This is a genomic window from Sphingobacterium griseoflavum, from assembly GCF_014653155.1.
GTDB classification, from domain to species: Bacteria; Bacteroidota; Bacteroidia; order Sphingobacteriales; family Sphingobacteriaceae; genus Sphingobacterium; species Sphingobacterium griseoflavum.
Genome location: NZ_BNAF01000004.1, coordinates 172,668 through 192,950, shown reverse-complemented (window position 1 = coordinate 192,950; position 20,283 = coordinate 172,668). Strand labels below are relative to the sequence as shown.

The 20,283-nt window shown below is 43.7% G+C and carries 22 protein-coding genes, 1 other RNA gene and 1 pseudogene; 13 read left to right on the top strand and 11 right to left on the bottom strand.

What is annotated here, in order from left to right; translation table 11 throughout:
• Positions 1-7: 7 nt before the first annotated feature.
• Positions 8-913 carry a hypothetical protein gene (locus IE165_RS06705; protein ID WP_189625829.1) on the bottom strand — a complete coding sequence of 302 codons (906 nt, stop codon included), beginning with the start codon at positions 911-913 and terminating at the stop codon, positions 8-10.
• Positions 914-1,174: 261 nt separating this feature from the next.
• Positions 1,175-1,498, bottom strand: coding sequence for a hypothetical protein (locus IE165_RS06700; protein WP_189625828.1), 324 nt, complete (start codon positions 1,496-1,498; stop codon positions 1,175-1,177).
• Positions 1,499-1,837: 339 nt separating this feature from the next.
• Here IE165_RS06700 and ssrA point away from each other — a divergent pair.
• Positions 1,838-2,205: a transfer-messenger RNA gene (ssrA, locus tag IE165_RS06695) on the top strand.
• Between the two features lie 427 nt (positions 2,206-2,632).
• Here ssrA and IE165_RS06690 read toward each other — a convergent pair.
• Together IE165_RS06690 and IE165_RS06685 are read right to left on the bottom strand one after the other, a co-directional pair.
• Positions 2,633-3,361, bottom strand: a complete 729-nt coding sequence (locus IE165_RS06690) for a nucleotidyl transferase AbiEii/AbiGii toxin family protein (RefSeq protein ID WP_189625827.1) — start codon at positions 3,359-3,361, stop codon at positions 2,633-2,635.
• Between the two features lie 41 nt (positions 3,362-3,402).
• Positions 3,403-3,687, bottom strand: a complete 285-nt coding sequence (locus tag IE165_RS06685; RefSeq protein WP_189625826.1) for a DUF6922 domain-containing protein — start codon at positions 3,685-3,687, stop codon at positions 3,403-3,405.
• A gap of 218 nt (positions 3,688-3,905) precedes the next feature.
• Between IE165_RS06685 and IE165_RS06680 the strand changes: the two genes are divergently transcribed.
• Together IE165_RS06680 and IE165_RS18510 are read left to right on the top strand one after the other, a co-directional pair.
• Positions 3,906-4,331 (top strand): hypothetical protein, encoded by a 426-nt coding sequence (locus IE165_RS06680; protein WP_189625825.1) that lies wholly within the window; start codon positions 3,906-3,908, stop codon positions 4,329-4,331.
• A 68-nt stretch (positions 4,332-4,399) separates the two neighbouring features.
• Positions 4,400-4,849 carry a nucleotidyl transferase AbiEii/AbiGii toxin family protein gene (locus tag IE165_RS18510; protein ID WP_229826403.1) on the top strand — a complete coding sequence of 150 codons (450 nt, stop codon included), beginning with the start codon at positions 4,400-4,402 and terminating at the stop codon, positions 4,847-4,849.
• Positions 4,850-5,115: 266 nt separating this feature from the next.
• On the opposite strand, the gene IE165_RS06670 is transcribed toward IE165_RS18510, so the two are convergent.
• Both IE165_RS06670 and IE165_RS06665 read right to left on the bottom strand, forming a co-directional pair.
• A complete protein-coding gene (locus IE165_RS06670) occupies positions 5,116-5,409 on the bottom strand; it encodes a hypothetical protein (RefSeq protein WP_189625824.1) in 294 nt (97 codons plus the stop codon).
• Position 5,410: 1 nt separating this feature from the next.
• Positions 5,411-6,562 (bottom strand): hypothetical protein, encoded by a 1,152-nt coding sequence (locus tag IE165_RS06665; protein WP_189625823.1) that lies wholly within the window; start codon positions 6,560-6,562, stop codon positions 5,411-5,413.
• Between the two features lie 426 nt (positions 6,563-6,988).
• Between IE165_RS06665 and IE165_RS06660 the strand changes: the two genes are divergently transcribed.
• Both IE165_RS06660 and IE165_RS06655 read left to right on the top strand, forming a co-directional pair.
• Positions 6,989-7,375, top strand: coding sequence for a helix-turn-helix domain-containing protein (locus IE165_RS06660; RefSeq protein WP_189625822.1), 387 nt, complete (start codon positions 6,989-6,991; stop codon positions 7,373-7,375).
• 6 nt (positions 7,376-7,381) lie between these two features.
• On the top strand, positions 7,382-8,224 hold the full coding sequence (locus tag IE165_RS06655) for a DUF1835 domain-containing protein (RefSeq protein WP_189625821.1): 843 nt from the start codon (positions 7,382-7,384) through the stop codon (positions 8,222-8,224).
• A 492-nt stretch (positions 8,225-8,716) separates the two neighbouring features.
• Here IE165_RS06655 and IE165_RS06650 read toward each other — a convergent pair whose 3' ends face one another.
• Both IE165_RS06650 and IE165_RS06645 read right to left on the bottom strand, forming a co-directional pair.
• Positions 8,717-8,983, bottom strand: a complete 267-nt coding sequence (locus IE165_RS06650; protein WP_189625820.1) for a hypothetical protein — start codon at positions 8,981-8,983, stop codon at positions 8,717-8,719.
• A 173-nt stretch (positions 8,984-9,156) separates the two neighbouring features.
• Positions 9,157-9,516 carry a hypothetical protein gene (locus IE165_RS06645; RefSeq protein WP_189625819.1) on the bottom strand — a complete coding sequence of 120 codons (360 nt, stop codon included), beginning with the start codon at positions 9,514-9,516 and terminating at the stop codon, positions 9,157-9,159.
• Positions 9,517-9,597: 81 nt separating this feature from the next.
• Here IE165_RS06645 and IE165_RS06640 point away from each other — a divergent pair, with 81 nt between their 5' ends.
• From IE165_RS06640 to IE165_RS06630, 3 genes are all read left to right on the top strand, one after another.
• A complete protein-coding gene (locus tag IE165_RS06640) occupies positions 9,598-10,062 on the top strand; it encodes a hypothetical protein (RefSeq protein ID WP_189625818.1) in 465 nt (154 codons plus the stop codon).
• Positions 10,063-10,087: 25 nt separating this feature from the next.
• Positions 10,088-10,489 (top strand): hypothetical protein, encoded by a 402-nt coding sequence (locus IE165_RS06635; RefSeq protein ID WP_189625817.1) that lies wholly within the window; start codon positions 10,088-10,090, stop codon positions 10,487-10,489.
• A 1,024-nt stretch (positions 10,490-11,513) separates the two neighbouring features.
• Complete coding sequence (locus IE165_RS06630) at positions 11,514-12,068, top strand: GNAT family N-acetyltransferase (RefSeq protein ID WP_189625816.1); 555 nt, start codon at positions 11,514-11,516, stop codon at positions 12,066-12,068.
• A gap of 109 nt (positions 12,069-12,177) precedes the next feature.
• On the opposite strand, the gene IE165_RS06625 is transcribed toward IE165_RS06630, so the two are convergent.
• Together IE165_RS06625 and IE165_RS06620 are read right to left on the bottom strand one after the other, a co-directional pair.
• Positions 12,178-14,154, bottom strand: coding sequence for a glycoside hydrolase family 84 protein (locus tag IE165_RS06625; RefSeq protein WP_189625815.1), 1,977 nt, complete (start codon positions 14,152-14,154; stop codon positions 12,178-12,180).
• 169 nt (positions 14,155-14,323) lie between these two features.
• A complete protein-coding gene (locus IE165_RS06620; RefSeq protein ID WP_189625814.1) occupies positions 14,324-14,530 on the bottom strand; it encodes a hypothetical protein in 207 nt (68 codons plus the stop codon).
• Between the two features lie 301 nt (positions 14,531-14,831).
• On the opposite strand from IE165_RS06620, the gene nhaA reads away from it, so the two are divergent.
• The 3 genes from nhaA (at position 14,832) to IE165_RS06605 (ending at position 17,557) form a co-directional block, all read left to right on the top strand.
• Complete coding sequence (gene nhaA / locus IE165_RS06615; RefSeq protein ID WP_189625813.1) at positions 14,832-16,037, top strand: Na+/H+ antiporter NhaA; 1,206 nt, start codon at positions 14,832-14,834, stop codon at positions 16,035-16,037.
• Between the two features lie 453 nt (positions 16,038-16,490).
• A complete protein-coding gene (locus tag IE165_RS06610) occupies positions 16,491-16,850 on the top strand; it encodes a hypothetical protein (protein WP_189625812.1) in 360 nt (119 codons plus the stop codon).
• 80 nt (positions 16,851-16,930) lie between these two features.
• Positions 16,931-17,557: a hypothetical protein gene (locus tag IE165_RS06605; RefSeq protein WP_189625811.1), complete on the top strand. Its 627-nt coding sequence runs from the start codon at positions 16,931-16,933 to the stop codon at positions 17,555-17,557.
• Here the strand turns inward: IE165_RS06605 and IE165_RS06600 are convergent.
• Positions 17,538-17,843 carry a hypothetical protein gene (locus IE165_RS06600; protein WP_189625810.1) on the bottom strand — a complete coding sequence of 102 codons (306 nt, stop codon included), beginning with the start codon at positions 17,841-17,843 and terminating at the stop codon, positions 17,538-17,540. The genes IE165_RS06605 and IE165_RS06600 overlap by 20 nt on opposite strands.
• 276 nt (positions 17,844-18,119) lie before the next feature.
• Here IE165_RS06600 and IE165_RS06595 point away from each other — a divergent pair, with 276 nt between their 5' ends.
• Positions 18,120-19,928, top strand: a complete 1,809-nt coding sequence (locus IE165_RS06595) for a mechanosensitive ion channel family protein (RefSeq protein ID WP_229826401.1) — start codon at positions 18,120-18,122, stop codon at positions 19,926-19,928.
• A 165-nt stretch (positions 19,929-20,093) separates the two neighbouring features.
• A pseudogene (locus IE165_RS06590) lies at positions 20,094-20,282 on the top strand (type I restriction endonuclease subunit R, EcoR124 family); the annotation flags it as partial.
• Between the last annotated feature and the right edge of the window lies 1 nt (position 20,283).

Sequence of the window (20,283 nt, the reverse complement as noted above, 5' to 3'; positions counted from 1 at the left end):
CCCCATATTATTTTTTCTTTTTCTTGGGCTTCTTGTCCATTTTCTTCATCACCCCTTGCACGATCTTCTTTACTTTAGACTTTAGGCCGTCATCGCTTTTTTTCGCCTTCGACTTTTCCTTACCTTTTTTATCCGTTATCTTCTTCGTTTTCTTAGCATCCGATACTTTCCCTTTTGCTTTTCCAGATGCTTTCTTGCCATTTTTTTCCTTATCTTTTTTGGCCGTCTTATCCGCAAATGCCGTCCCCTCCTTAACTTTTTCGTCGAAATCTTCTTTATACAACGCCTCTTTCTCCAACTTTTTGGTTTCTTTTTTCTTCACGGCCTTATCTTCTTCCGCCACGTTGTTTACCACTGTTGCTTTTTTAGCGGCGGCTGGCTTGGGTGTTGGTTTCGTTGCTTCGGCAGGCTTTGCCGACGGCTCACTTTTAGCTTCCCGTTCAGCAGCTTTGCTTACCAGTGGTTTTGCTGTTGCTGATTTGGTGCTTGTTGCTTTTCTAGCTGTTTCCCCACTGGTTGGCTCTTCACCAGTCGTAGACTTTGGCGTGGGAGCAGATTTTGTAGCAGGTGCTTTGGTGGCAACCGGTTTTGCTGCCGTAGCGGCTTTGGTGATAGACGTTTTTGAAGCAGCCGGTTTTGCTGTCGTAGCAGCTTTCGTAGTAGCCGGCTTGGCTGCGGGATCTTTGGAAGTAACAGGTTTTGCTGGTGTAGCGGCCTTCGTAGTAGCTGGCTTTGCTACAGCTTTTGTAGGCGTCGTTGCCTTGGTAGGCGTTGTGCCGCTCGTACTGCCTGTCGCCGCAGATTTTGTGACAGGCGCTTTTTTCGCAGTTACTTTTTTTTCTTCCGCACTTTTCGCGGACACCCCTTCTTTAGCAGAGGCGTCTGTTGTGTTAGCGTTATTATCTGTAGACATATCGAAATGTATTTTACTCATTAACAGTGGAAAATTAGCTTTGTTTGCACCATACGCAAATAATTTTAAGAAGCTAGGCGAGCAATATAAGTTAGCTGCGTTACCGATTGGGAGACGAAATGCACAAACTAAATCACTAAAGACTGGGAAGTCGCAGGTTGCCAGCATTTTTTTTGCTCGCGAATATGTTGACAAAAAAAATCCCCAGCCGTCGGCAGAGGATTCAGGATACTTTATCGGCTGTTCTCGGCCAGATCAGCGTTAATTGACACTTTCTTTGTAAAACGTTTTGACCTGCTCCAACTTTAGGGATGCATCGGCATTTTTCAAATATTTGTATTTAATCGGCAAAAAGCCAGTTGGTGCAGATGTAATGATCAATCGGCCCTGCTCATCCAGTTCAGCCGTATCAAAAAAGACGTTGATCAACGTATCATCCGTTATATTTTCGCCAAAATAATCTACGCTCCGTTTCCCCACATAGTAGTAGAGCATGCGATTGTTTTGTAGGCGTTCCACCCCACAAAGAGCGTTATAAACGAGCTTATTATTAGCCTGCAGCAACATTTCCAATTCTTTTTTCATAAGACCTCCGTGTTATCGTTCGTGATTGATAAGCGTTAGGCAATATTCGCGCCAGTATTTGCCAGATTTCGGCATGTAGGGTAAAAGGTATTTATTTGACGTATTAATCCGTTTCGCGACGTAATAAATCCGCAAACAGCGTCGGTGCAACGTATATCTCCACAACAAACGGCGATCATCGTACGTTTCTGTCTAAGCAAGTCGGCAGCAGATCCGCGCCCATCAGCATCGCAAACATATAGTAACCGAAAAAGCAGCCGTACGCTCAATCACGCAAAAAGACCTTTCCCATTGCAGGAAACCATTTTTTTTCGTACGTTTGTACTCTATTACATAATTGGGGTCGACCGGAATTGACAGGATAGCGATGGTTATGTAAGCATGCAGTGCGTTGTTAGTATAGCACTTAAATCTGAACTTTCAATTTTACAACTGGCGAAGAAAACTACGCCTTAGCTGCTTAAGTTAGACTTAACATAGCTATTTGTCCCGCTAGATCCTGTTCTTTGGTTTAGCACACGGGGCATCGAACGATAGAACTGGCCGATGTGATTTTACTAAGCATCGGTAAGAAACAGTAAATAAGGAGAACGGTATAGGTTAGCGACTCACCTTCCCTCTCCCGACAAATAAAGAGAAGCTAAGCATGTAGAAAGCGTAAATCATACTATGTTTGGACGAGGGTTCGAATCCCTCCGGCTCCACAAAGAAAAGACATCAAAACGATGTCTTTTTTTGTGATCGGTGGATTCGAACTTGCTGTGGGAAGGGTTCGAACAATTTCTTTGCGGGCCATGTGGGGGCCATGCGGGGCGCAAAACATCCCTCCGATTGCACAAAAGACCTGTAAATCAATAGTTGGTAAATTTCACACCCAAAATTAATGAGTGTAATTTTGGGTGTTTTCGCTTTTTTGTAATATCATCCAATAGCCATTCTAAAGGAAATCCTTTAGTTTCAGCTTAATATGTCCAAGTGGATTTTGGAGTCTGTCATTTGATCTTGTCATTAACTCGAACTGCTTTGCTAAGAACTTTGAATCCCCTAATCGCACCCCATCAATATAGATGATTTTTGCCTCAATTCTATTCAGGCATTAATCTAGAGAAGACGAAATCCTGCGTTTACGAGCTACTATTCCGCATCCGAAGAAGAAGGATCTGGAAATATCATGTTTAATTGAACAAATAGACTGCGAACCTTTTTTCGCCAACTTGATCGAGCATTGGGCCAACTCTTTCGATCTTTTATAATGTCTATTCTATTTTGTGAATGGTGAGGCCTTGATTTACGACCTTGTGCATCTCCCTCGTCAAACTTCAACAAAGTTAGAGGTTGATCTAATGGGTTGTTTTCTCCATCGAGATCAAAAATAGTACGGTGCTCCTCGGCTGAAAACAGCGAACGTTTTCTTTCAAGTTGATCATAAAGGTCTATCAGTGGGAATTTCTCAGAAAGGAGGTCAAGATCATAAATATCCTTTTGTGTTGCACGGTTTGCCGCCGACATCATCTTAAATAAGGCAATATCCAGTTCCGATACGAATTTGATACCATCTATATCTTCGAGGCTATTGAGCATTTTCATATTTTGAAGAACTTCTACCTTAATCGTTTCTCCATGGCATACAATAAAAAAACGAAGAAAAATATACTGGTCATCTATATCGCATGGAAATTGGAATCCAAACACACGTGCGCCATAAAAATTCTCAACCTCGTCTTTGATTCTTTCATAACCTGCTTTTCCGATAATATGTGGGAAAAAGATATCAATGTCCGTGGATATCCGATGATAATATCGAATAGCTAAGTTAGTACCTCCACCTAAAGCAGACCCCTTAAAACTTTCAAAAGATTGCAATTCACGAATAGTCTTTAATAGACCTTAAGAAATAGCAGACATTATTGATAACGTAAAAATTGCCGGACATGGTAACGACGAGCAACAAGTTTACATACCTCATTGCTAATGCGTTCTTTTGTTCTTTGCAATTCTTTAACGATCTGCGTTTTGCTGTAAAGCTGTTCCAAGGGTTGGATATCTTTAGCAAACGTCTCTTCAGTTGTAGCAATTAGCGCCCTCGGGATAATAAAATCCCTGTCGTCTAGAATATCTAAATTCTTCGGATCAACATCCCAAAATAAATGTTTGGGAAAGATTTGCGATATATCCTTTATTACGCCCATTTATACAAACTTACAGCATATTAGAAACAAAAGAAAATTAAATTTAAATAAATTTGGATACAAGCCCACTCATTTTGTAAACTTACGATTACCTTCTGTGGCTCGATAAGACCCAATTTTTAGGTCCTATCATTCCACGATTGGTAATAAGTGCTAATTCATTTTCTATTAAGTTTGTTTGTAACAGAATAGTATGAAGGGAATGAGATAAGGCATTCATGCTCCTCCTTAAGTTATCCAAGAAATCTATCCGAGACAGACTTTTTAAAAGCAAATTCAAATTTTTAAATAATAAAAGTACTCATTGGAAGGGATACAGTTTCAAGAAATCAAACTCTGTTGAAATACATGGTGAAAGTGGCTCAATTGCAACCTTAAAAATACTAAGCGAAAACCTTATAGAGATAATTGTACAACATGATGGTCGTGAATGGAAAGGACAAATTACTTTATTCACAAAAAGCTATGGAAAGCTATTTTTTAAATATACTGATAAAGAAGAATTTGGCACTAAAGATTGTTATATTAATAGCGAAAGGTTCGGGAAAGAATCTATATTACTAATTCCAACCAACAATTCTTTGTTATCAACAGAAAATACACTTACTTATAGCTATGGGAAAGAGCTCTTTCAAAAACAATAAAAGCCCGGCATTCGCCGAGCTTTCTAATGAATAAAGCCACCACGACTTTATCGTTTTCTTTTCATTAAATGCGCGGTTTATTTTATGGTACCGTTACGAATCTCTTGAAAGATTCATTGATCACTTTAATGAATTGTGGATCATTGAAACAATTTCGATTGGTCGGTGGCACTTCGCTAAGTCTGCAGATCGGTCATCGTATATCGGTGGATATCGACTTGTTTACCGATGCGCCATACGGCAGTATTGACTTCAAAGAGATTGATTATTTTATAGAAAATGCCTTTCCCTTCCACGTTCATTCTTCTGGGATTAACCCATCAATGGGAAAGCCCTACAGTATAGGTTCCGATAATGATAATACCGTCAAGTTAGATGTGTTTTATACCGATTCGCTCATACAGCCTGCCTTAGTAGTCGACGGCATTCGATTGGCCACGATAGAGGAGATTATTGCCATGAAGGTCGATGTCGTTCAACGTATCGGCCGAAAGAAAGCTTTTTTGGGATCTGCATGAACTGTTGACTAATAAAGATATTCAGGCTATGATAGATTTACATCAACATCGCTACCCATACACGCATGACAAAGGCCTCATTTTAAAAAACTTTACTGATTCTACCTTAGCCGACGACGAATTTGATCCCGTATGCTTACGAGGTAAGTACTGGGAGTTCATCAAAGAGGATATTGCTGAAGCTGTTAAGCGCTACAACAATATGCGATCACAATCTCATACTGATGCACATGGACAAGCAGATGTCTATTCTTTTAAAGAAAGCTTTATGAATATTTCTCCCTTAGCTCCAACTTTCTGATCCTTGAAGTAATAGCGCCTACTTTCCGTTCGAAGATATTAGCCAATTCCTGGACTGTCATTACTTCACAAAACGAAGCCTCCAGTTTTTCATCGTCTTCAGTCGACCATGGCCGATACGCTTTCGGATGTTGTTCGCGAATATCGTCCATAGTATAACTCTCCTTGTCGCTTTCAGGATCCGTATGCTTTTCAAATTTTTCTGCTACAAAAGCCCCAAATAGCTGTTGCGATTTGTAATTCCCGCCAATACAATCCACCCTACAGTCTTGGATAGGCCGCAAGCCTATCTTTTATCGCCTTTAATCGATCGATCTGCCTTTTTACAGCTTCGTGATCGAGTTTGCTACCATCTATTAGCGCATATTTATTAAGAACAGAAATATAGTCATCAACGTAATTGCTCATAGCCGATGAAACCTGCTTATTGAATAGCTTAAGTTCCGGCAATTGCTCTACACCCAGCTCGGAAAGCCTCACAGCTTTTACGAAGTTGCTGTTCTCTCGAAGTAGTTCTATTTTCTCGGCTAAACTCTTTTTACCATATTGTTCTCTAAGGAGCACATTTGAGCTATCTGGAGAAGAGATTTTGAGCAACTTGCAAATCTCCACTCTGCTCGACTTCATTGATTTTTCAAACACCTCCGCATCCACGGTTAATTTCCTGATGACGACATCATTTTTAAGTGTCTTCTCATTTAACTCTTTATAAAAATTCACCCTGTCTGCAATTTGGCTATAAAATTGTCTGATCTCCTCAGCTCCAAAATTAGGCCCACTGGTATTTGTTAATTGGATCGGAATATTAGCATCTTTCTTGTCTTTAAATTGCCGTTTCGTTATCTTAATCGATGTTTTGTCTATTTGGAACAACCCGGCCTGTTGAATAATACCATTGATCGTGCTCGATATCGGATTACTATTTAAAACCCCTTGAACCAAAGGCCCTGTGTATATCGCTTTCAATAAGCTCTTAAACTTTGCTCTTGCGGTATCTGTTTCCGCTTTAGAAGCATACTTAGGTAACAGGCTATTCGATGCTGACTCTATCGCAACATCCACAAATGTGGAACCAAGGATAGGCGACGTAGGGCTGTTCAGGTCGGCAACAACATTGACCAAATCACTTACCGCCAACAATTGAATGGTACTTGGCACCAAAGACTCAATCTCTGTACCGCTCATCAGGCCAAGTTCAATCGAAAGGAGCGATTTTTCATACTTCTCGAGCGGCACATTGTCACGAAGTTGGTTAATTTTTTGTTTTGATTCCGCAACGTCTTTTTCAAGAGCTACAATACGGTTCTTTAAAGAGTCTGTTGCTGCGTTTAATGTTAGCGAATCCGTCACATGTTGTGCCGACAACCTGCAAACGCTGGCAAGGATAGCTCCAGCAATTAATAATGGCTTCATAATATTCAAATTTATTTGGTAACACTAAATAAAAAAAATACTTAAAAAAAAACAAGCGATAAAGTAAAAATAATATTAACTTAATCAACACACACTCCGCCTACTTTACGTAACAACCTAACAGAAGGCGGGATGTATCTTGGGGCCGTTCCTGATAAGTCAGCTACTTATTCAGCGCAGCAAAAGACTAGTAATACCCAAGGTATATCCCACTTGCTCGCCGGATTGGTAAAATATGCATGATCCATAACGGTATATTATTTTAATAGTTCAACACAAAGCAAATCAACGACATATAAGGCAGGTAGCCAACCAGCTTATGTTTTTTACCACCAATGTCATTTGTACCTCACCGATATATACTTGTTTTGTACCATCTCAAGAAATTTCGTATCTTGAACACTGAATAATGTTAACTTTGGACTTATGCATACAACTAACACGACAAACCATATAGGGAGAAAAATCAGCCGCATCCGTGAACTACGCGGACTAAAGCAAGAAGCCTTGGCTATAGAATTGGGCGTGAGTCAGCAGACCGTGTCCAATATCGAAAAAAGTGAATCTATAGAAGCCGCCCTATTGGCGCAGGTCGCCGAAATACTAGGGGTTACGCCAGAAGCTATTGAGAATTTTAGCGAAGAAGCGGTGTTCAATATTATAAATAACACATTTCAAGATAGCAGTTCGAATAATAACAATTATCTATGCACAATCAATCCATTAGATAAAATTATTGAATTGTATGAACGCCTGTTGGAAGCCGAAAAAACGAAGTTGGCGTATTTGGAGCGATTGCTGAAGGATAAGTAGGTAATCATGTCTCAAGAACGCCTACACATTACATTTGGCTTTTCCGGGAAGGCTACACTTGTTCAGAGCAAGCTAATTAATTTAGAGAAAGATGAAATCTTATGTTTTACTGATCCACTTGCTCTTGGACCGCTATGTGACTTAGACGACTTGCAAGCAATCGTGCGCAGGAAGACATGGTGGAGAAAGTCTGTTGGTTGTATCCATACCGAAGGGAATAACAACTTTGTCGATGACAATCTCCTGCTTTTGAAAAAGGTAATCTCTTCTTCCGATCGCTATAGCCATATCTACTTATGGCTTGGCGATAATGCCAATGAAAAGATCACGACAGCACGCCTCCTTTCCTACTTGAAAAAACTGTCGACACCTATTCATAAACTTAATTTCCATAGCATGAACTGTAGGGATGAGCAAGGAGAAAAGCTAAATACCGGTTCTTTACAGGTGATGCGAGAAGACCAAGTTTTGGAGGCTGCTAAACACTTTCAACGGTTAAGCAAGCCTGACATTCAACCTTATGCATCACTTTGGGCGCATATCCGCAAGAATGATGCAGTAATTAACCTATTTAATAGTGCAGGAAATCCTGTAGCCGGCGACCAGACGTTTTTTGATGAATACCTTTTAAGACGATGCAGCGAGACACCCCAAAGGTCGTCGTTGATTGTTGGCTATACCCTTTGTGATATTTGGAATACATTCCATGATGGTTCCGTAGGCGATCTTTTTCTCTATCATCGATTGAAGGAGCTTGCAAATATGGGCGAGATTGAAATTTCCAACCCTCATGAAGATCTTGAACGTGCAAAGATGGTGTTTGATGTTCGGAAAAAAGTTGACGCTTAGATAGATCCTCACCTCCTTGAAATGGCTGGAATTCGAAAAAATCGCCCTGGTATCAATTCCGCCTTGTCCATCTAAACTAAACCGACCAAAAAATCTACTGTAAATTGGCCGCTTAAATCAAATCGACTTAATCCAGTGGAAGATGGACACAAGCGAGCCAATGACGAGATAGCCACCAAAAGCCATACCGACAACGGCCAGGAAGCGATTCAGACGGGTCTTTCTTTGGTCCATCAGAAATACGCCGGCTGCCAAGACGAAACTGCCAACAAATAAATTGAAAAGAGCCATTTTAATGAGAGTTGCGACGATGGTCAAATCGGTCTATCGCCGCAAGGGCGAATGTAACAAACGCAGTTAATAGCATAACATATTCAGAGATAGTCTCCATACGAATTAAGATTAGGTGATACAGCACTTAAGCAAGTTAAATGCCAAAACTGTTAAATTGCTGCGAAGCGGCACTATTTGCAAATCCTAGACCCCTCTCAGCTAAGCCGCACGGTCGATCAATGTCAAATCGCGATCGCTCCATTGCAGCAGATCTTCCAGCAGATGGAACCTCGAAAAATCTTCGATCTTATCGATGTAATCCCACAGGTCGATGTCCAATTTTGTGGGAACGCCATTCACAACCACTTTATATCCCTGCTCGATAAGTTCGATGATCAACTTTTTAGTAAACGTTTCGCCTTGCATATCTTCCAATTTATTAGGAGAACGTCGTGCAAGCCCATTCGTTTTACCTAACGGTTGCATATTTTTTAAATTTTGAAAAACCAAAGCACATGTTCAAACGTGCATATAGTAAATTACAACATATACACATATATTTAAAACATCCATGGCGCGAGGCTTAGGTTGTTTTTTTTGTTGAGCCCTCAACAGTTCGAGTTGCTCCTCTCGCTGGTTCACTTATACCATGGAAATTTTTATTTAGGCATCTCCCACAGCTTGGCCAGCTCCTCCTCGTCCATCTTTAGCAGATCTTCCAGCACAAGCACATTGTCCGAATCCTCATCCAAACGCTCCAAAAATTGCCAAAGATGACCGAAGGTTCGATAAGGAACCCCGTTTAACAGAATGGTGAAACCTTGGGAAATCCATCTGAAAATCTGTTCTTTCGATATGCCCCTCATAACTGCGTTGAACCAAACCAAGCTCTCGCTCGCCAATTGTGGATGATCTTTGAGCGCTTTCTCAAGGAGGGATCTGCCCTCATCTTCGCTTTTCGTCGATCGCGCCACCACTACGGCCTGCGTTCTTATATGCTCTAAAACCGACACGTCCATATGTTTTCTGTCTTACGATAAATACTAAATATCACATTCAAATATACTATTTAATACTAATATTTTTAGTAAAATTGCAATATGAAACTGCTAGAAGTACAAGCTCGAGGTCAAATCCTTCAGGTGCACTATGCCACCGAAAGAAAACCGTTCGGTCGTGTAGAGGTAACCCTATCCGGAAAAAACCGCCAATCCATATATATATTTAGTAAAGAATCCAGCGGCTGGAAGCTGATATATGGATTTTTGCAGGAAGATATCAGGGAGGCCTGCATCGATGCTATCTTACAACGTTTGGATAGCAGCGTTGCAGAGATGTTCTACCACGAGGGAAAAAGGCAGGTAGTCGAGATCCGACCTAAACCGCATGGGGTATGGCATGTGTATGTCAACGATGTATATATGGGCAGTATCAGTAGCGAAGGGAAACGTTGGCAATACCATGTGGAGGAAAATTCGTGCATTAGCGATGATCATATGAAAAAATACATCGGTATGATAGCGGTTGGGGAAGTGCGTTGGATTGACGGCGATGGAAGAGGTTAGGTACGGTTATTGTTCGCATTCAACTATGAAAAGACTCCTTCTACTATTGGTTGGCACAATAGCTTTTGTGGCATGCAAAAAAGACGATAATCAACAGGATTTGATTTACGGAAGATGGTACGAATTCTCCCAAGAGTACATAGAGCGGGATTTAGAAACTGGTGCGGTGCGTGTTGACAGAGATACGGTTGAAGATAGCCAAGATTATTTGGAATTTACGACCGATGGAAAGGTGCTCAGTTCTGTCAACCGTCCAGGAACATTCACCCATACCAACGACTCGCTGTTTATCACCGTCGTTTACGACAATGGATCTGAAACGCTCCCGTTGAAATACCGCATTTCCGGAGATCAACTCACCATCACCCAATCAAGCACTAGACAATACGAGGTTTTGGAACAAAGCCTAACGTACAAGAAAAGATAACGAACGTTGCATAATTGTGAAAGTGAGTGCGCTGGAAAGAACGCCCAGTATCGCGAAAAAATGGCCGGCGCATTCCGGAACAATATGCATACTGCACATCCAGCAGCCTGTGCGCTCTAAGGGAAGTCAGGCCTACAAATCGAGCGGATGCCGGAATAGCAACATTTATTTGCAAAAGCGAAAACAAAAATGCCGTCCAAAACGTGCTAATTAAACAACTTCTATATACACAACATTGAACATCCCCAGCGCGAGGCCGGGGATTTTCTTTTTTTAAAACCTTTTACGATAACGGCCGTTCAATAGACAGCAAATAATAATTGGTTTATTTAGTATGATCTATATCCCCTGCAGCGATGCACGGGATTTTTTTTTAAACCTTTACCTATTTGGCGCGTCAAATAGATACAAGTGAAGTAGAATAGTGTAGAGGTTGAAAAATCCCGTGCGTTAACGTTACGGGATTTTTTCGAACAGCGCGTTGTACGACGTATGACCAGCCCTCCTGAAGACCACAAATCCTCATTTCACTTTCAGGAAACAACTTCCCCAAAACATCCTTATAAAAGCTTTTTTGATAAAAACCTGCTCGTTGCATCCCGACTTTTTACGTATTTTAAACGCTCTCGCTTGTCGAGATTCGACCCTTATCATGACCATGTTTCAGCCAAATATATTTGAATTTTAAAATAAATATTGAATTTTAATAAAAATATTAAAATAATTAATTATTTTTAACTCCAATACTGCCCCTCCCAAGGGCGTAATTTTCATAAGCACGGCTCTCCGCATTACCGCGGAGAGCTTATTTTTTGAAAAAATAAGCTAAAAAATCTTATTTTGTAACATAAATATTACTTTAATAGATCTAAATAATTCAATATCTTAGTCATGCTTATGAAAGTTCTGTCGGGGAAAATGACAGTGCTAGTCCCTCTGTCATGCGATGGAGGGATTTTTGCGCCCGGCCAATCCTGCGATAAAGCGATTACCTTCCATTTTTATTCTTTACATCAGAACAGCGATGACGATCCTTATAGAAACAGACCGGTTGATTTTAAGAGAAATATTGCCGAACGACATCGAGGGGATGTTTGCATTGGATTCCGACCCAGAAGTGCATCGTTACCTTGGAAATAGTCCTGTCCAGGACAAACAGGATATTGTTGCCGTGATCGATTATATAAGAAAGCAGTATGAAGCCTACGGTATTGGTCGTTGGGCAGTTGTCGATAAGCAAACCAACGATTTTATCGGATGGGCCGGTCTGAAATTTATAACCGAAACGACCAATGGATATCAGTATTATTATGATCTGGGTTATCGATTGATCCGCCGTTTTTGGGGGCAAGGCATAGCAACGGAAGCAGCGTTGGCTTGTATTGACTATGGCTTTAACCAACTGGGTTTGCCTGCGATCCATGGGGTAGCGGATTGTCAAAACATCGGCTCCAACCGGATCTTGTCGAAGATCGGATTTGACTGGGTGGAAACTTTTGATCTTGATGGCACGTCCTGCAACTGGTATACCCATTTTAAACCGTTGGAACAAGAGGTAGGGAAGACTACCCTTCCGTAACTTGAGGTATGCATCAAGCAAGAGAAACAAAGCGTGTCCGCCCAGCGAAAGAAATATGGCTTCGTTTTCCATATGGCCAGCGGCATATCGAAAACGAAGCCACAGCCCGTTAAAAGTATATGAGTGATGGCGCCTTGGCAATAAAGCGATCCAATACGCCATCCGCTACCTTTACCGGCCCCTCCACGCGTGTAGCGCCGGGGATCGATCGGATAGCGGCTGCCTCTGCAGTAAATTTTTCGGCCTGTTTAAAATGCTCGCTCGCTGCCGAATCGGCTTCATTGGCGGCCGCCAGTCCCGCGGCTGTGCATGCCAGCGCCTTACCCCATAACAGCATGGCATCCAGCCACGGACCCGCTTCGATGAGAAATGCTGTATCGACATGCCCGTTGCGGATGGTGCTGGGCACATCGGCAAAACGAGCAGCATGTTTCGATAGCGCTGCTATCGCCTGCTTACGGCTGTCAGCATCGCCATTGGCAATAGCATCCTCTACCCCATCCAAAAATGTTTTCAGCTGTGGCGCTTGCGGCTGCCAAGGATGCGTTCCAAAAGTTGGTGCAAGATGCTGCGTATCAAAAAATATCAGTAGCGCTTCGCTCACTTCCTCGTTCCAGCCGGCAAGCTCGCGCGCTGCAAACCTCCAGGTCTTATCGGCATCGTAATCTTTATCGTTCCAAGCGAAAGCCACCAATCCCGTAACAGCGGCGCGGCTAGCCACCTCTTGATTCATGGGGTTGGACACGATGCCCGACAGCTCGTCGGATAGCCCCGCCTCACGCCGCGTATAAGGTGCCATCAACAGCCTACCACTCGATTCGCCGTAGTCGTTGACCGGATAATTGTCCCACAAAAATGTCTTACGCCCGAACGCTTTCGTGGCCGTGCGTGCATCCGCGATCGAGATAGCTGGCGGTACCACGTCAGTGCCCGTCCACTGCACCACAATCGAAGGATTCAAATGTTTGCGTAGCGCTTCTTTGTAAGGCGTTTCCTTCGCATCGTAATATTCGGTGGGCACCATAATCAAAGGCGGTGCCGACGGATCAACCTTTTTAATATCGGCTTGTACGGCATTCAGCAAATGTGCCTGTGCACGGGCTGCAGCCTCGGCCCCCGAGGGGCCAAAGGTGATCGAATCCTGTTCACAGTTCCATTGCTTGTATTCAATGTCGTCCAGTGCTACGTAGAAACTATGGATCCCTACCGCCCGCAGAGCGTTGAATTTGCGCAGTAGTGCCTGCAGGTCATCCGGATCAGAAAAGCATACGGTAGGTCCTGGCGATATCGCATACACAAAGTTGATATGGTTGTTGCCCGCCACCTCGGCCAATTTTTTGAGCGCTTTCAACGTAGACACCGGATAGGGCTCGCGCCAGCGATCGCGCGCGTAAGGATCATCCTTCGGACTGTAGATATAGGTGTTTGCTTTCACCGTGGCTAAAAAATGGATATGCTTTTCCCGCTCCTCCATCGACCATGGCTTACCATAGAAGCCTTCGATCGTACCACGGATCGGCAATGCAGGATGGTCATGGATAACCACTGCTGGGATCACGCCGCGCCTGGCCAGCTGGCTAAATGTCTGCACGGCATAGTACAGACCGTCTGCGTCTTTTGCTGCCATGGCAACGACAGCGCCTGACCCCTGCGGCTGGCTAGCAAAGGTGTAACCGCCGGTATTGCTGTCCAGCGTGTCTGTCATTTCTTTTATCGCAGTAAGCACCTGCGAATCGGCCTGCGTACCCAAGAGCACATAGGTGCCTTTCCTATTTAAGGGTAGATTTTTTGCCGTTTTCACCGTCTTTACTCCTGCTTCACGGAACGTCTGGTCCAAGAGTGCCCTTGTCCCGGCATCGACCGTCGGGCCGGCAACCAACGTCACCGAGTTGCCCAACGCAAAATTGCCGACTCCTAGCTCCATCGATACCGGTGCCGGAAAAATAGCCGGCAAGATAGAAGTTTTGGGCAAGGACGATGTGGATGTGGAAGAAGGTTGTTTTAGGGATTGCGCGCAAGACGTGCCTGGCCCCAAAAGTGGCCATGCAACAATAGCGACCACTAGCCTTTTGAGATGATGTGTCATAACCGCCAAATTTAAAAAAATATCGCCGTGTTTTACGAAAAAAACGGACGGTTATTGGGAGCGCAATCTACGCTTTCGTATAAAAGCAAGGCCGCGGAAGGCCAACATGATACGTTACGATTCCGGTAGACATCAGCGAAGAAGTCCGCAGATCAACAAAACAAAATGGCTAAGCAACAAGCGCAATAAGCTGCAGCTCCCTGTCCTTCCACAATAAAAGATCTTCCAAAACCAAGACACATGCATCTTCATCCAAATGCTTTATATAGTCCCAAAAATCACCCTCTATCTTTTGACGAACACCATTGACCAATAGGTGATATCCACGCGTGATCAAATCCTTCACGATATCTTTTGTTAACGCTAACTCTGTCATCTTCCCCTGTTTTCAATAGAACAGGAAATCTATGCGTTTGGTTTTAAAATCTTGCCCGACGAGCTGCTTTTTTCCGACCGATCGTCTTGCTAGCCATGCGAGCCCGCAGCGCGCACGGAGATACCCATGTTTGCTTGCAAGGCCAAAACAAAGTATAGCTAAAATCTATAATAATCAACTATAAAAAATATAAAATCTATACAACTTTTTTAACGCTATCCATAGAAAAGCCCTACTTTAGCGGAAACAGATCGACACAATAAATGCACAGCCAATAATTGGCACATACATATATACAGTAATGGGAAAATTAATTAATCTGAACGTTTTTAAAAACTTTTTACGTTCTAACAATGCCGGTGGGATACTCCTTTTTAGCTGCGTAATCATCTCGATGATTGTAGCCAACAGTCCGCTGGCCGGCTGGTTGCACACCCTCCTAGATACGAGAGTAGGATTTGAAACAGCGTCCATTCATCTTAACTACAGTGTGTTGATGTGGATCAACGATGGATTGATGGCTATATTCTTTTTGATGGTCGGTTTAGAGATCAAACGTGAAATTGTCGAAGGCGAACTATCCTCCCCTCGGCAGGCGTCGCTCCCGATTTTGTGTGCCTTCGGCGGCGCTGTTGTCCCAGCACTAATCTACCTTTTTTTCAATGCGGGCAGTGTTACAGCCGGTGGATGGGGTATTCCGATGGCCACCGACATTGCTTTCGCACTAGCAGTAATCGGGTTGCTGGACAAACGCGTACCGCCGAGTCTTAAAATTTTCCTCGCCGCACTCGCTATTGTCGATGATTTGATAGCCATTTTAGTGATCGCCTTCTTCTACTCTGCCGGGCTGGAAACCACCTACCTGCTATATGCCTTGGCAGGTATGGCTGTGCTGTTCCTGATGAACAGGCTCAACCTGCAAAACCCTTACCTCTACTTAATACCCGGAGCATTTATCTGGTATTTTATACATCACTCCGGAATACACGCTACCATCGCTGGGGTACTCGTAGCGATGACAATCCCCACCAATGATACGGCAGACGAATCGCCGCTCGAACGCCTCGAGCATGCACTCCTAAAGCCGGTAAACTTCTTTATTATTCCGGTATTTGCTTTCGCCAACACCAATATCACGCTTTTGCCAGAAATGGCACATGGCCTGATCGCCCCATTGGGACTGGGCATTAGCTTGGGATTGTTATTGGGTAAACCGTTAGGTATCCTATTGATGTCTTTCATCTGTTCCAAACTAAAAATCAGCCAATTGCCCGAAGGCAGCAACTACAAACATATGCTGGGTGTAGGTCTCTTGGCCGGGATCGGATTTACGATGTCCATCTTTATCGCGATCCTGTCGTTTGGCGATCCGCTTTATATTAAAGAGGCTAAGCTCTCCATTCTCCTGACCTCCATCTTGGCCGGCCTGTTGGGGTATTTCTTTCTCCGAAAAACCGGGAAAACGCTGCCTGCCAAATCGCCCCTACAGGATGGGATCGATAGCTAATACGGCACTGACTTTTGTTCTGAAGGAAAAAATAGGCGTCAACGTGTCGGACAGCATATCGATCTCCTGATCGATTTATGTCCGACAACTGCCTTAAATGCTATTTAAAACAATATTTTGTTGTTTTGGCAGGTACAAATGCTACGTAACATTCGTTTGTAGCCGTCATACAACAGTGTTATGCAGACAAAATGCGAGGCATTGCATCCATCCCTGAAAGGGCTATCATGCCACTTTGCCTTGTTGAATGCGAATCGGAAATTGTCTTGATTGAACATTTTTGTATCGAACGAATGTAATCCGCCATATTGCTCCCCCGATCTACCTTTGCTTGGACAACGAAAGTCAACGTCGATCTGCAAAGTTGTGAATTGGAGAGGCGATGATGATAAGTATAGCTTCTTAAAACTATAGAAACCTATCTGAAAATAAAACTATGCTTTCGTTAGAAGAATGCTACGTAGCATTTCTTTCATGTACGAAGCGTATGAGACGTCTTTCTTGCGCTACGATGTTTATCGTTCACGATGCATGTTGTTGTCCATATACATAGATGTTTTGTGTGAAATCACGAACTTCCCTTTACCACTCCACAGGCTATCCTTCGTATACAAAACATCATCGGGCTTCCGCCTTAGCTTAGACTTGTGGAAGACTGATCTCGATCTCTTTGTCGATGGTGCGTTGCTGCACCGCTATCGGATATTGTTAGTAAACGTTAACGTAGCTAACCTAGGAAACACTTCACTTTCCACCGCTGACATATTCCAGCTGTTTGACAGCGCTAAAGCGAACAAATATTTTTTTGGTTAAAAATTCGCTATATTTAAGAGGTAAACAGAAAAACGAGTAAGCGATACCAAGTATAAATAAAGCAAGGGGGGGGAAACAACATGAAATACATACGTGTTAAGGCCAGCTTTTTCAGATATCCCGACGATAAATTGGAGGTTAGGGCCGCGCATATTATCACCTGCCTAAAGGAATCGGATACATTTACATCATTGGACCCGCCGTTGGAAATACTCAAAGAGGCCTACAGGAACTACTACCAAAAGGTCGTTGACGCCCGCGGTAAAGATCGCGAAAAGGCTGCACTGAAGCGAGCAAGCAAGCGTCGGCTGGCTGACATCCTGCAACAGCTGGCTTTCTATGTCAATAGGCTGGCCGACGGTAAGCTATCTTTACTGTACAGCTCGGGTTTTCCAGTACTGGCTAAGAAAGCGGCCAGCACGATACCAGCTCGCCCGCTAGCAGCATTTGTTAAGGACGGCCGCAACAGTGGTGAAGTGGAATTTGGATTCAAACCCGTGGGCCGCGATATCTGGTATGCATATGGGTTTGCCCTAATCAATCGGCAAGGAAAGGCAATATGGGGGAAAACGATGGTCACGACACGGTCATTCAAAAATTTCCAAGATGGTTTTACGGCCGGGCAGTATATCTGCTTTCGGGTGCGCGCACGAAATAAACACGGGCATAGCGCCTGGACAAATCCCATCAAATGGCTGGTGAGATAAGGGTTACGCTCGATGTGCCCAAGGTCATATTATACAGCCTAACCATTTCCGCCAGATCGTCCGGTTCCACGAAGTGGGACGGCGTGAAAGACCCCATCGTTACGCGCTCCCCGTTCTCGTCTCGAACCATGGCCAGCGTGCAGTGGTTGTCATCCTCATGAAAGATTGCTATCCCGCAAAGCTGTTCGCTATCGTAACTTACATAATAGCAGGCACGCTTACTGCCGGCAAGCGACCGCAACGTAAAAATCGGAGTTCCTATCCTCTGTAATTTGCTTATTCGCATGCACGTTCTATGTGATGCCGCAAAAATCAGAAAAATACTGTAAATTATTATTGGTTAAAAGAAAATCAAGCAATCGTGTGCGTAAAATTATGTAGCCAATTTTCGACAAACCGATATAGCTTTTCCGCGTATCTTGCTGCTATTTTGAACAAAGCAGGGACCTAGCTCCATGCAATCCAAGAAATAAAAAACATTCATCGCTCCAAGATCGTTAAACTAAGGTATAGGCGATTTCGTTACCACGTTGCTCGAGGCAACATAAAAAATCTATCACACATGTCATCTACTTACGCTGTCCATACAAGCAATATACTACGAAAGACTATTTACATGGGGCTATGCCTACTGGCATGGCTAATGGCAACGACGGCCGTCAGTGCTCAGATCCCCAAACCCGATACCACCAGTAGTGCCTCCACGCCGAAATACCCCGCTGATTCGTTGAATCGGCGCACCCCGCGTGGTGCCGTCGCCGGCTTTATCAGCGCCGTTGCTAAAGAGAACTATGCCCGGGCGGCACGGTACCTACACATCGATCGCAAGCTGCGCAAGAAAAGAAATGCAGAACAACTGGCGCAAGGCCTGCAGCAGCTGCTCGATGAGAGCGGCAGCATCCTCCCTTATGCATTAATCAGCGATAGTCCGGATGGCCATATCGACGATAATTTGGGCCCCAACATAGACCGCGTAGGCTCTGCCATGATCGATAACGAATCCTTCGACATCATGGTCGAAAGTATACAGGACGAACATGGCGCGCCGTTATGGCTTTTTTCTACACAGACTATCCAACGCATACCACTGCCGGTAGATGAAGAACTTTCCAGTTCGTGGATTTCGAAGGTGCTGCCAAAGGTATTGATCGATAAAAAGTGGAGCGGTGTACCTATTGCGCACTGGATGATCAGCATCCTGTTAGTGTTCATGGCCTACCTACTTGCTTGGGCAGCAACAAAAATCATTATTTTTATCGTCTCGCGCGTATGGACAGCTGCGCGCCGCGAACCCAACACGGGTATTATCCGCGCATTCTTTCGACCCGTTCAGCTATTTTTCGCCGTATGGATATTCGTTTTTGCGCTAGAGCAAGCCAATATTTCCATTATCGTCAGGCAGCGGCTGAGCAGCCTGAGCGTCATTTTCTACATGTTAGCCGTGTTATTGTTGATGTGGCAGCTGTTAGACGCCGGAAGTAAAATTACGCAGCGCAACTTGGCAAAGCGGGGTAATCAAGCGGGCGTATCAGCGATTCTCTTTCTTCGTCGAGCTATAAAAATCGCCTTGTTTTTTATGGCTATCATCACCGTGCTGGACACCTTTGGTTTCAATGTGACAACCGGTATTGCCGCACTAGGTATTGGGGGTATCGCCCTGGCTTTGGGCGCCCAGAAGACGGTGGAAAATTTCGTGGGCAGTGTGACCTTGATCGCCGATCAACCGGTACGTGTGGGCGACTTTTGCAAGGTCGGACAGCTTGTAGGAACGGTAGAACAAATCGGGATGCGATCTACGCAAATACGGACCAATGAACGCACGGTGGTAACTATCCCGAACGGCGAATTGTCATCCCTACAGATCGAAAATTTTACCCACCGCGATAAGTTTCTGTTCAGTCCGAGTTTCTATTTCCGGCTAGACAGCAGCGTAGATCAGATCCGCTACCTACTGGTAGAGATGCGCAGCGTACTCTATGCCCATCCGAAGGTCGATACGCTTCCGGCCCGGGTCCGCTTCGTAAACGTCAGTAAAGAGGGTTTAAAGTTCGAAATTTTTGCCTACATCAATGCCGTAGATTTCGACATGTTCCTATCCGTACAAGAGGATCTTTACCTACACCTGTTGGAAGTCATCAAAGGTAGCGGCACAGACCTCGCGCGCTCATCGCAAAGCATCTACATACAACAGGAAGAAGTGGCCACAACCGAAAAAAAGGACGAGATAGAAGCGCAGGTACGTGCGTGGAAAGAAAAAAATGAATTGCAAATTCCGGATTTTGAGGAGCAGCATATCGCCAACATCCGTGGAACAATCAGCTATCCACCAGAAGGATCCATCAAGTACAAAGATCGCGGGGAGACAAACTGAGTTTTTTTAAGTGAATGAGTAATAATGTTTCAAACGTATGGTCGAGCACATTTGTCTTTTTTGATACTCAGTGCTAGAAAATAGCTTTACCTTTCACTATAATATTGTGACATTTTACACTATTGGACAGTGTAATTTGACTATCTTTGAACAGTTAAAACATTTGTAGATACGATTATTAGCCGTATGATTTTTGACGGAGAAAAATTAACGGATTTGTTGGAGCCTTTAGATTTAAGCTGGAAAGAACGCACAGCAAAAGAATTGTCATTAACGGAAGACCTTGTGTCTCAATTAAAAAAACTGACTCAAGGTAGAGAAATAAGTGGTTTGGCTGCTTATGATAATAAATAAA

Excerpts from the sequence above, each read along its gene's own strand:
- IE165_RS06705 (WP_189625829.1), bottom strand. The coding sequence starts at position 913 with ATGTCTACAGATAATAACGCTAACACAACAGACGCCTCTGCTAAAGAA.
- IE165_RS06700 (WP_189625828.1), bottom strand. The coding sequence starts at position 1,498 with ATGAAAAAAGAATTGGAAATGTTGCTGCAGGCTAATAATAAGCTCGTT.
- IE165_RS06685 (WP_189625826.1), bottom strand. The coding sequence starts at position 3,687 with ATGGGCGTAATAAAGGATATATCGCAAATCTTTCCCAAACATTTATTT.
- IE165_RS06680 (WP_189625825.1), top strand. The coding sequence starts at position 3,906 with ATGCTCCTCCTTAAGTTATCCAAGAAATCTATCCGAGACAGACTTTTT.
- IE165_RS18510 (WP_229826403.1), top strand. The coding sequence starts at position 4,400 with ATGCGCGGTTTATTTTATGGTACCGTTACGAATCTCTTGAAAGATTCA.
- IE165_RS06665 (WP_189625823.1), bottom strand. The coding sequence starts at position 6,562 with ATGAAGCCATTATTAATTGCTGGAGCTATCCTTGCCAGCGTTTGCAGG.
- IE165_RS06660 (WP_189625822.1), top strand. The coding sequence starts at position 6,989 with ATGCATACAACTAACACGACAAACCATATAGGGAGAAAAATCAGCCGC.
- IE165_RS06655 (WP_189625821.1), top strand. The coding sequence starts at position 7,382 with ATGTCTCAAGAACGCCTACACATTACATTTGGCTTTTCCGGGAAGGCT.
- IE165_RS06650 (WP_189625820.1), bottom strand. The coding sequence starts at position 8,983 with ATGCAACCGTTAGGTAAAACGAATGGGCTTGCACGACGTTCTCCTAAT.
- IE165_RS06645 (WP_189625819.1), bottom strand. The coding sequence starts at position 9,516 with ATGGACGTGTCGGTTTTAGAGCATATAAGAACGCAGGCCGTAGTGGTG.
- IE165_RS06640 (WP_189625818.1), top strand. The coding sequence starts at position 9,598 with ATGAAACTGCTAGAAGTACAAGCTCGAGGTCAAATCCTTCAGGTGCAC.
- IE165_RS06635 (WP_189625817.1), top strand. The coding sequence starts at position 10,088 with ATGAAAAGACTCCTTCTACTATTGGTTGGCACAATAGCTTTTGTGGCA.
- IE165_RS06630 (WP_189625816.1), top strand. The coding sequence starts at position 11,514 with ATGACGATCCTTATAGAAACAGACCGGTTGATTTTAAGAGAAATATTG.
- IE165_RS06625 (WP_189625815.1), bottom strand. The coding sequence starts at position 14,154 with ATGACACATCATCTCAAAAGGCTAGTGGTCGCTATTGTTGCATGGCCA.
- IE165_RS06620 (WP_189625814.1), bottom strand. The coding sequence starts at position 14,530 with ATGACAGAGTTAGCGTTAACAAAAGATATCGTGAAGGATTTGATCACG.
- nhaA (WP_189625813.1), top strand. The coding sequence starts at position 14,832 with ATGGGAAAATTAATTAATCTGAACGTTTTTAAAAACTTTTTACGTTCT.
- IE165_RS06610 (WP_189625812.1), top strand. The coding sequence starts at position 16,491 with ATGCTACGTAGCATTTCTTTCATGTACGAAGCGTATGAGACGTCTTTC.
- IE165_RS06605 (WP_189625811.1), top strand. The coding sequence starts at position 16,931 with ATGAAATACATACGTGTTAAGGCCAGCTTTTTCAGATATCCCGACGAT.
- IE165_RS06600 (WP_189625810.1), bottom strand. The coding sequence starts at position 17,843 with ATGCGAATAAGCAAATTACAGAGGATAGGAACTCCGATTTTTACGTTG.
- IE165_RS06595 (WP_229826401.1), top strand. The coding sequence starts at position 18,120 with ATGTCATCTACTTACGCTGTCCATACAAGCAATATACTACGAAAGACT.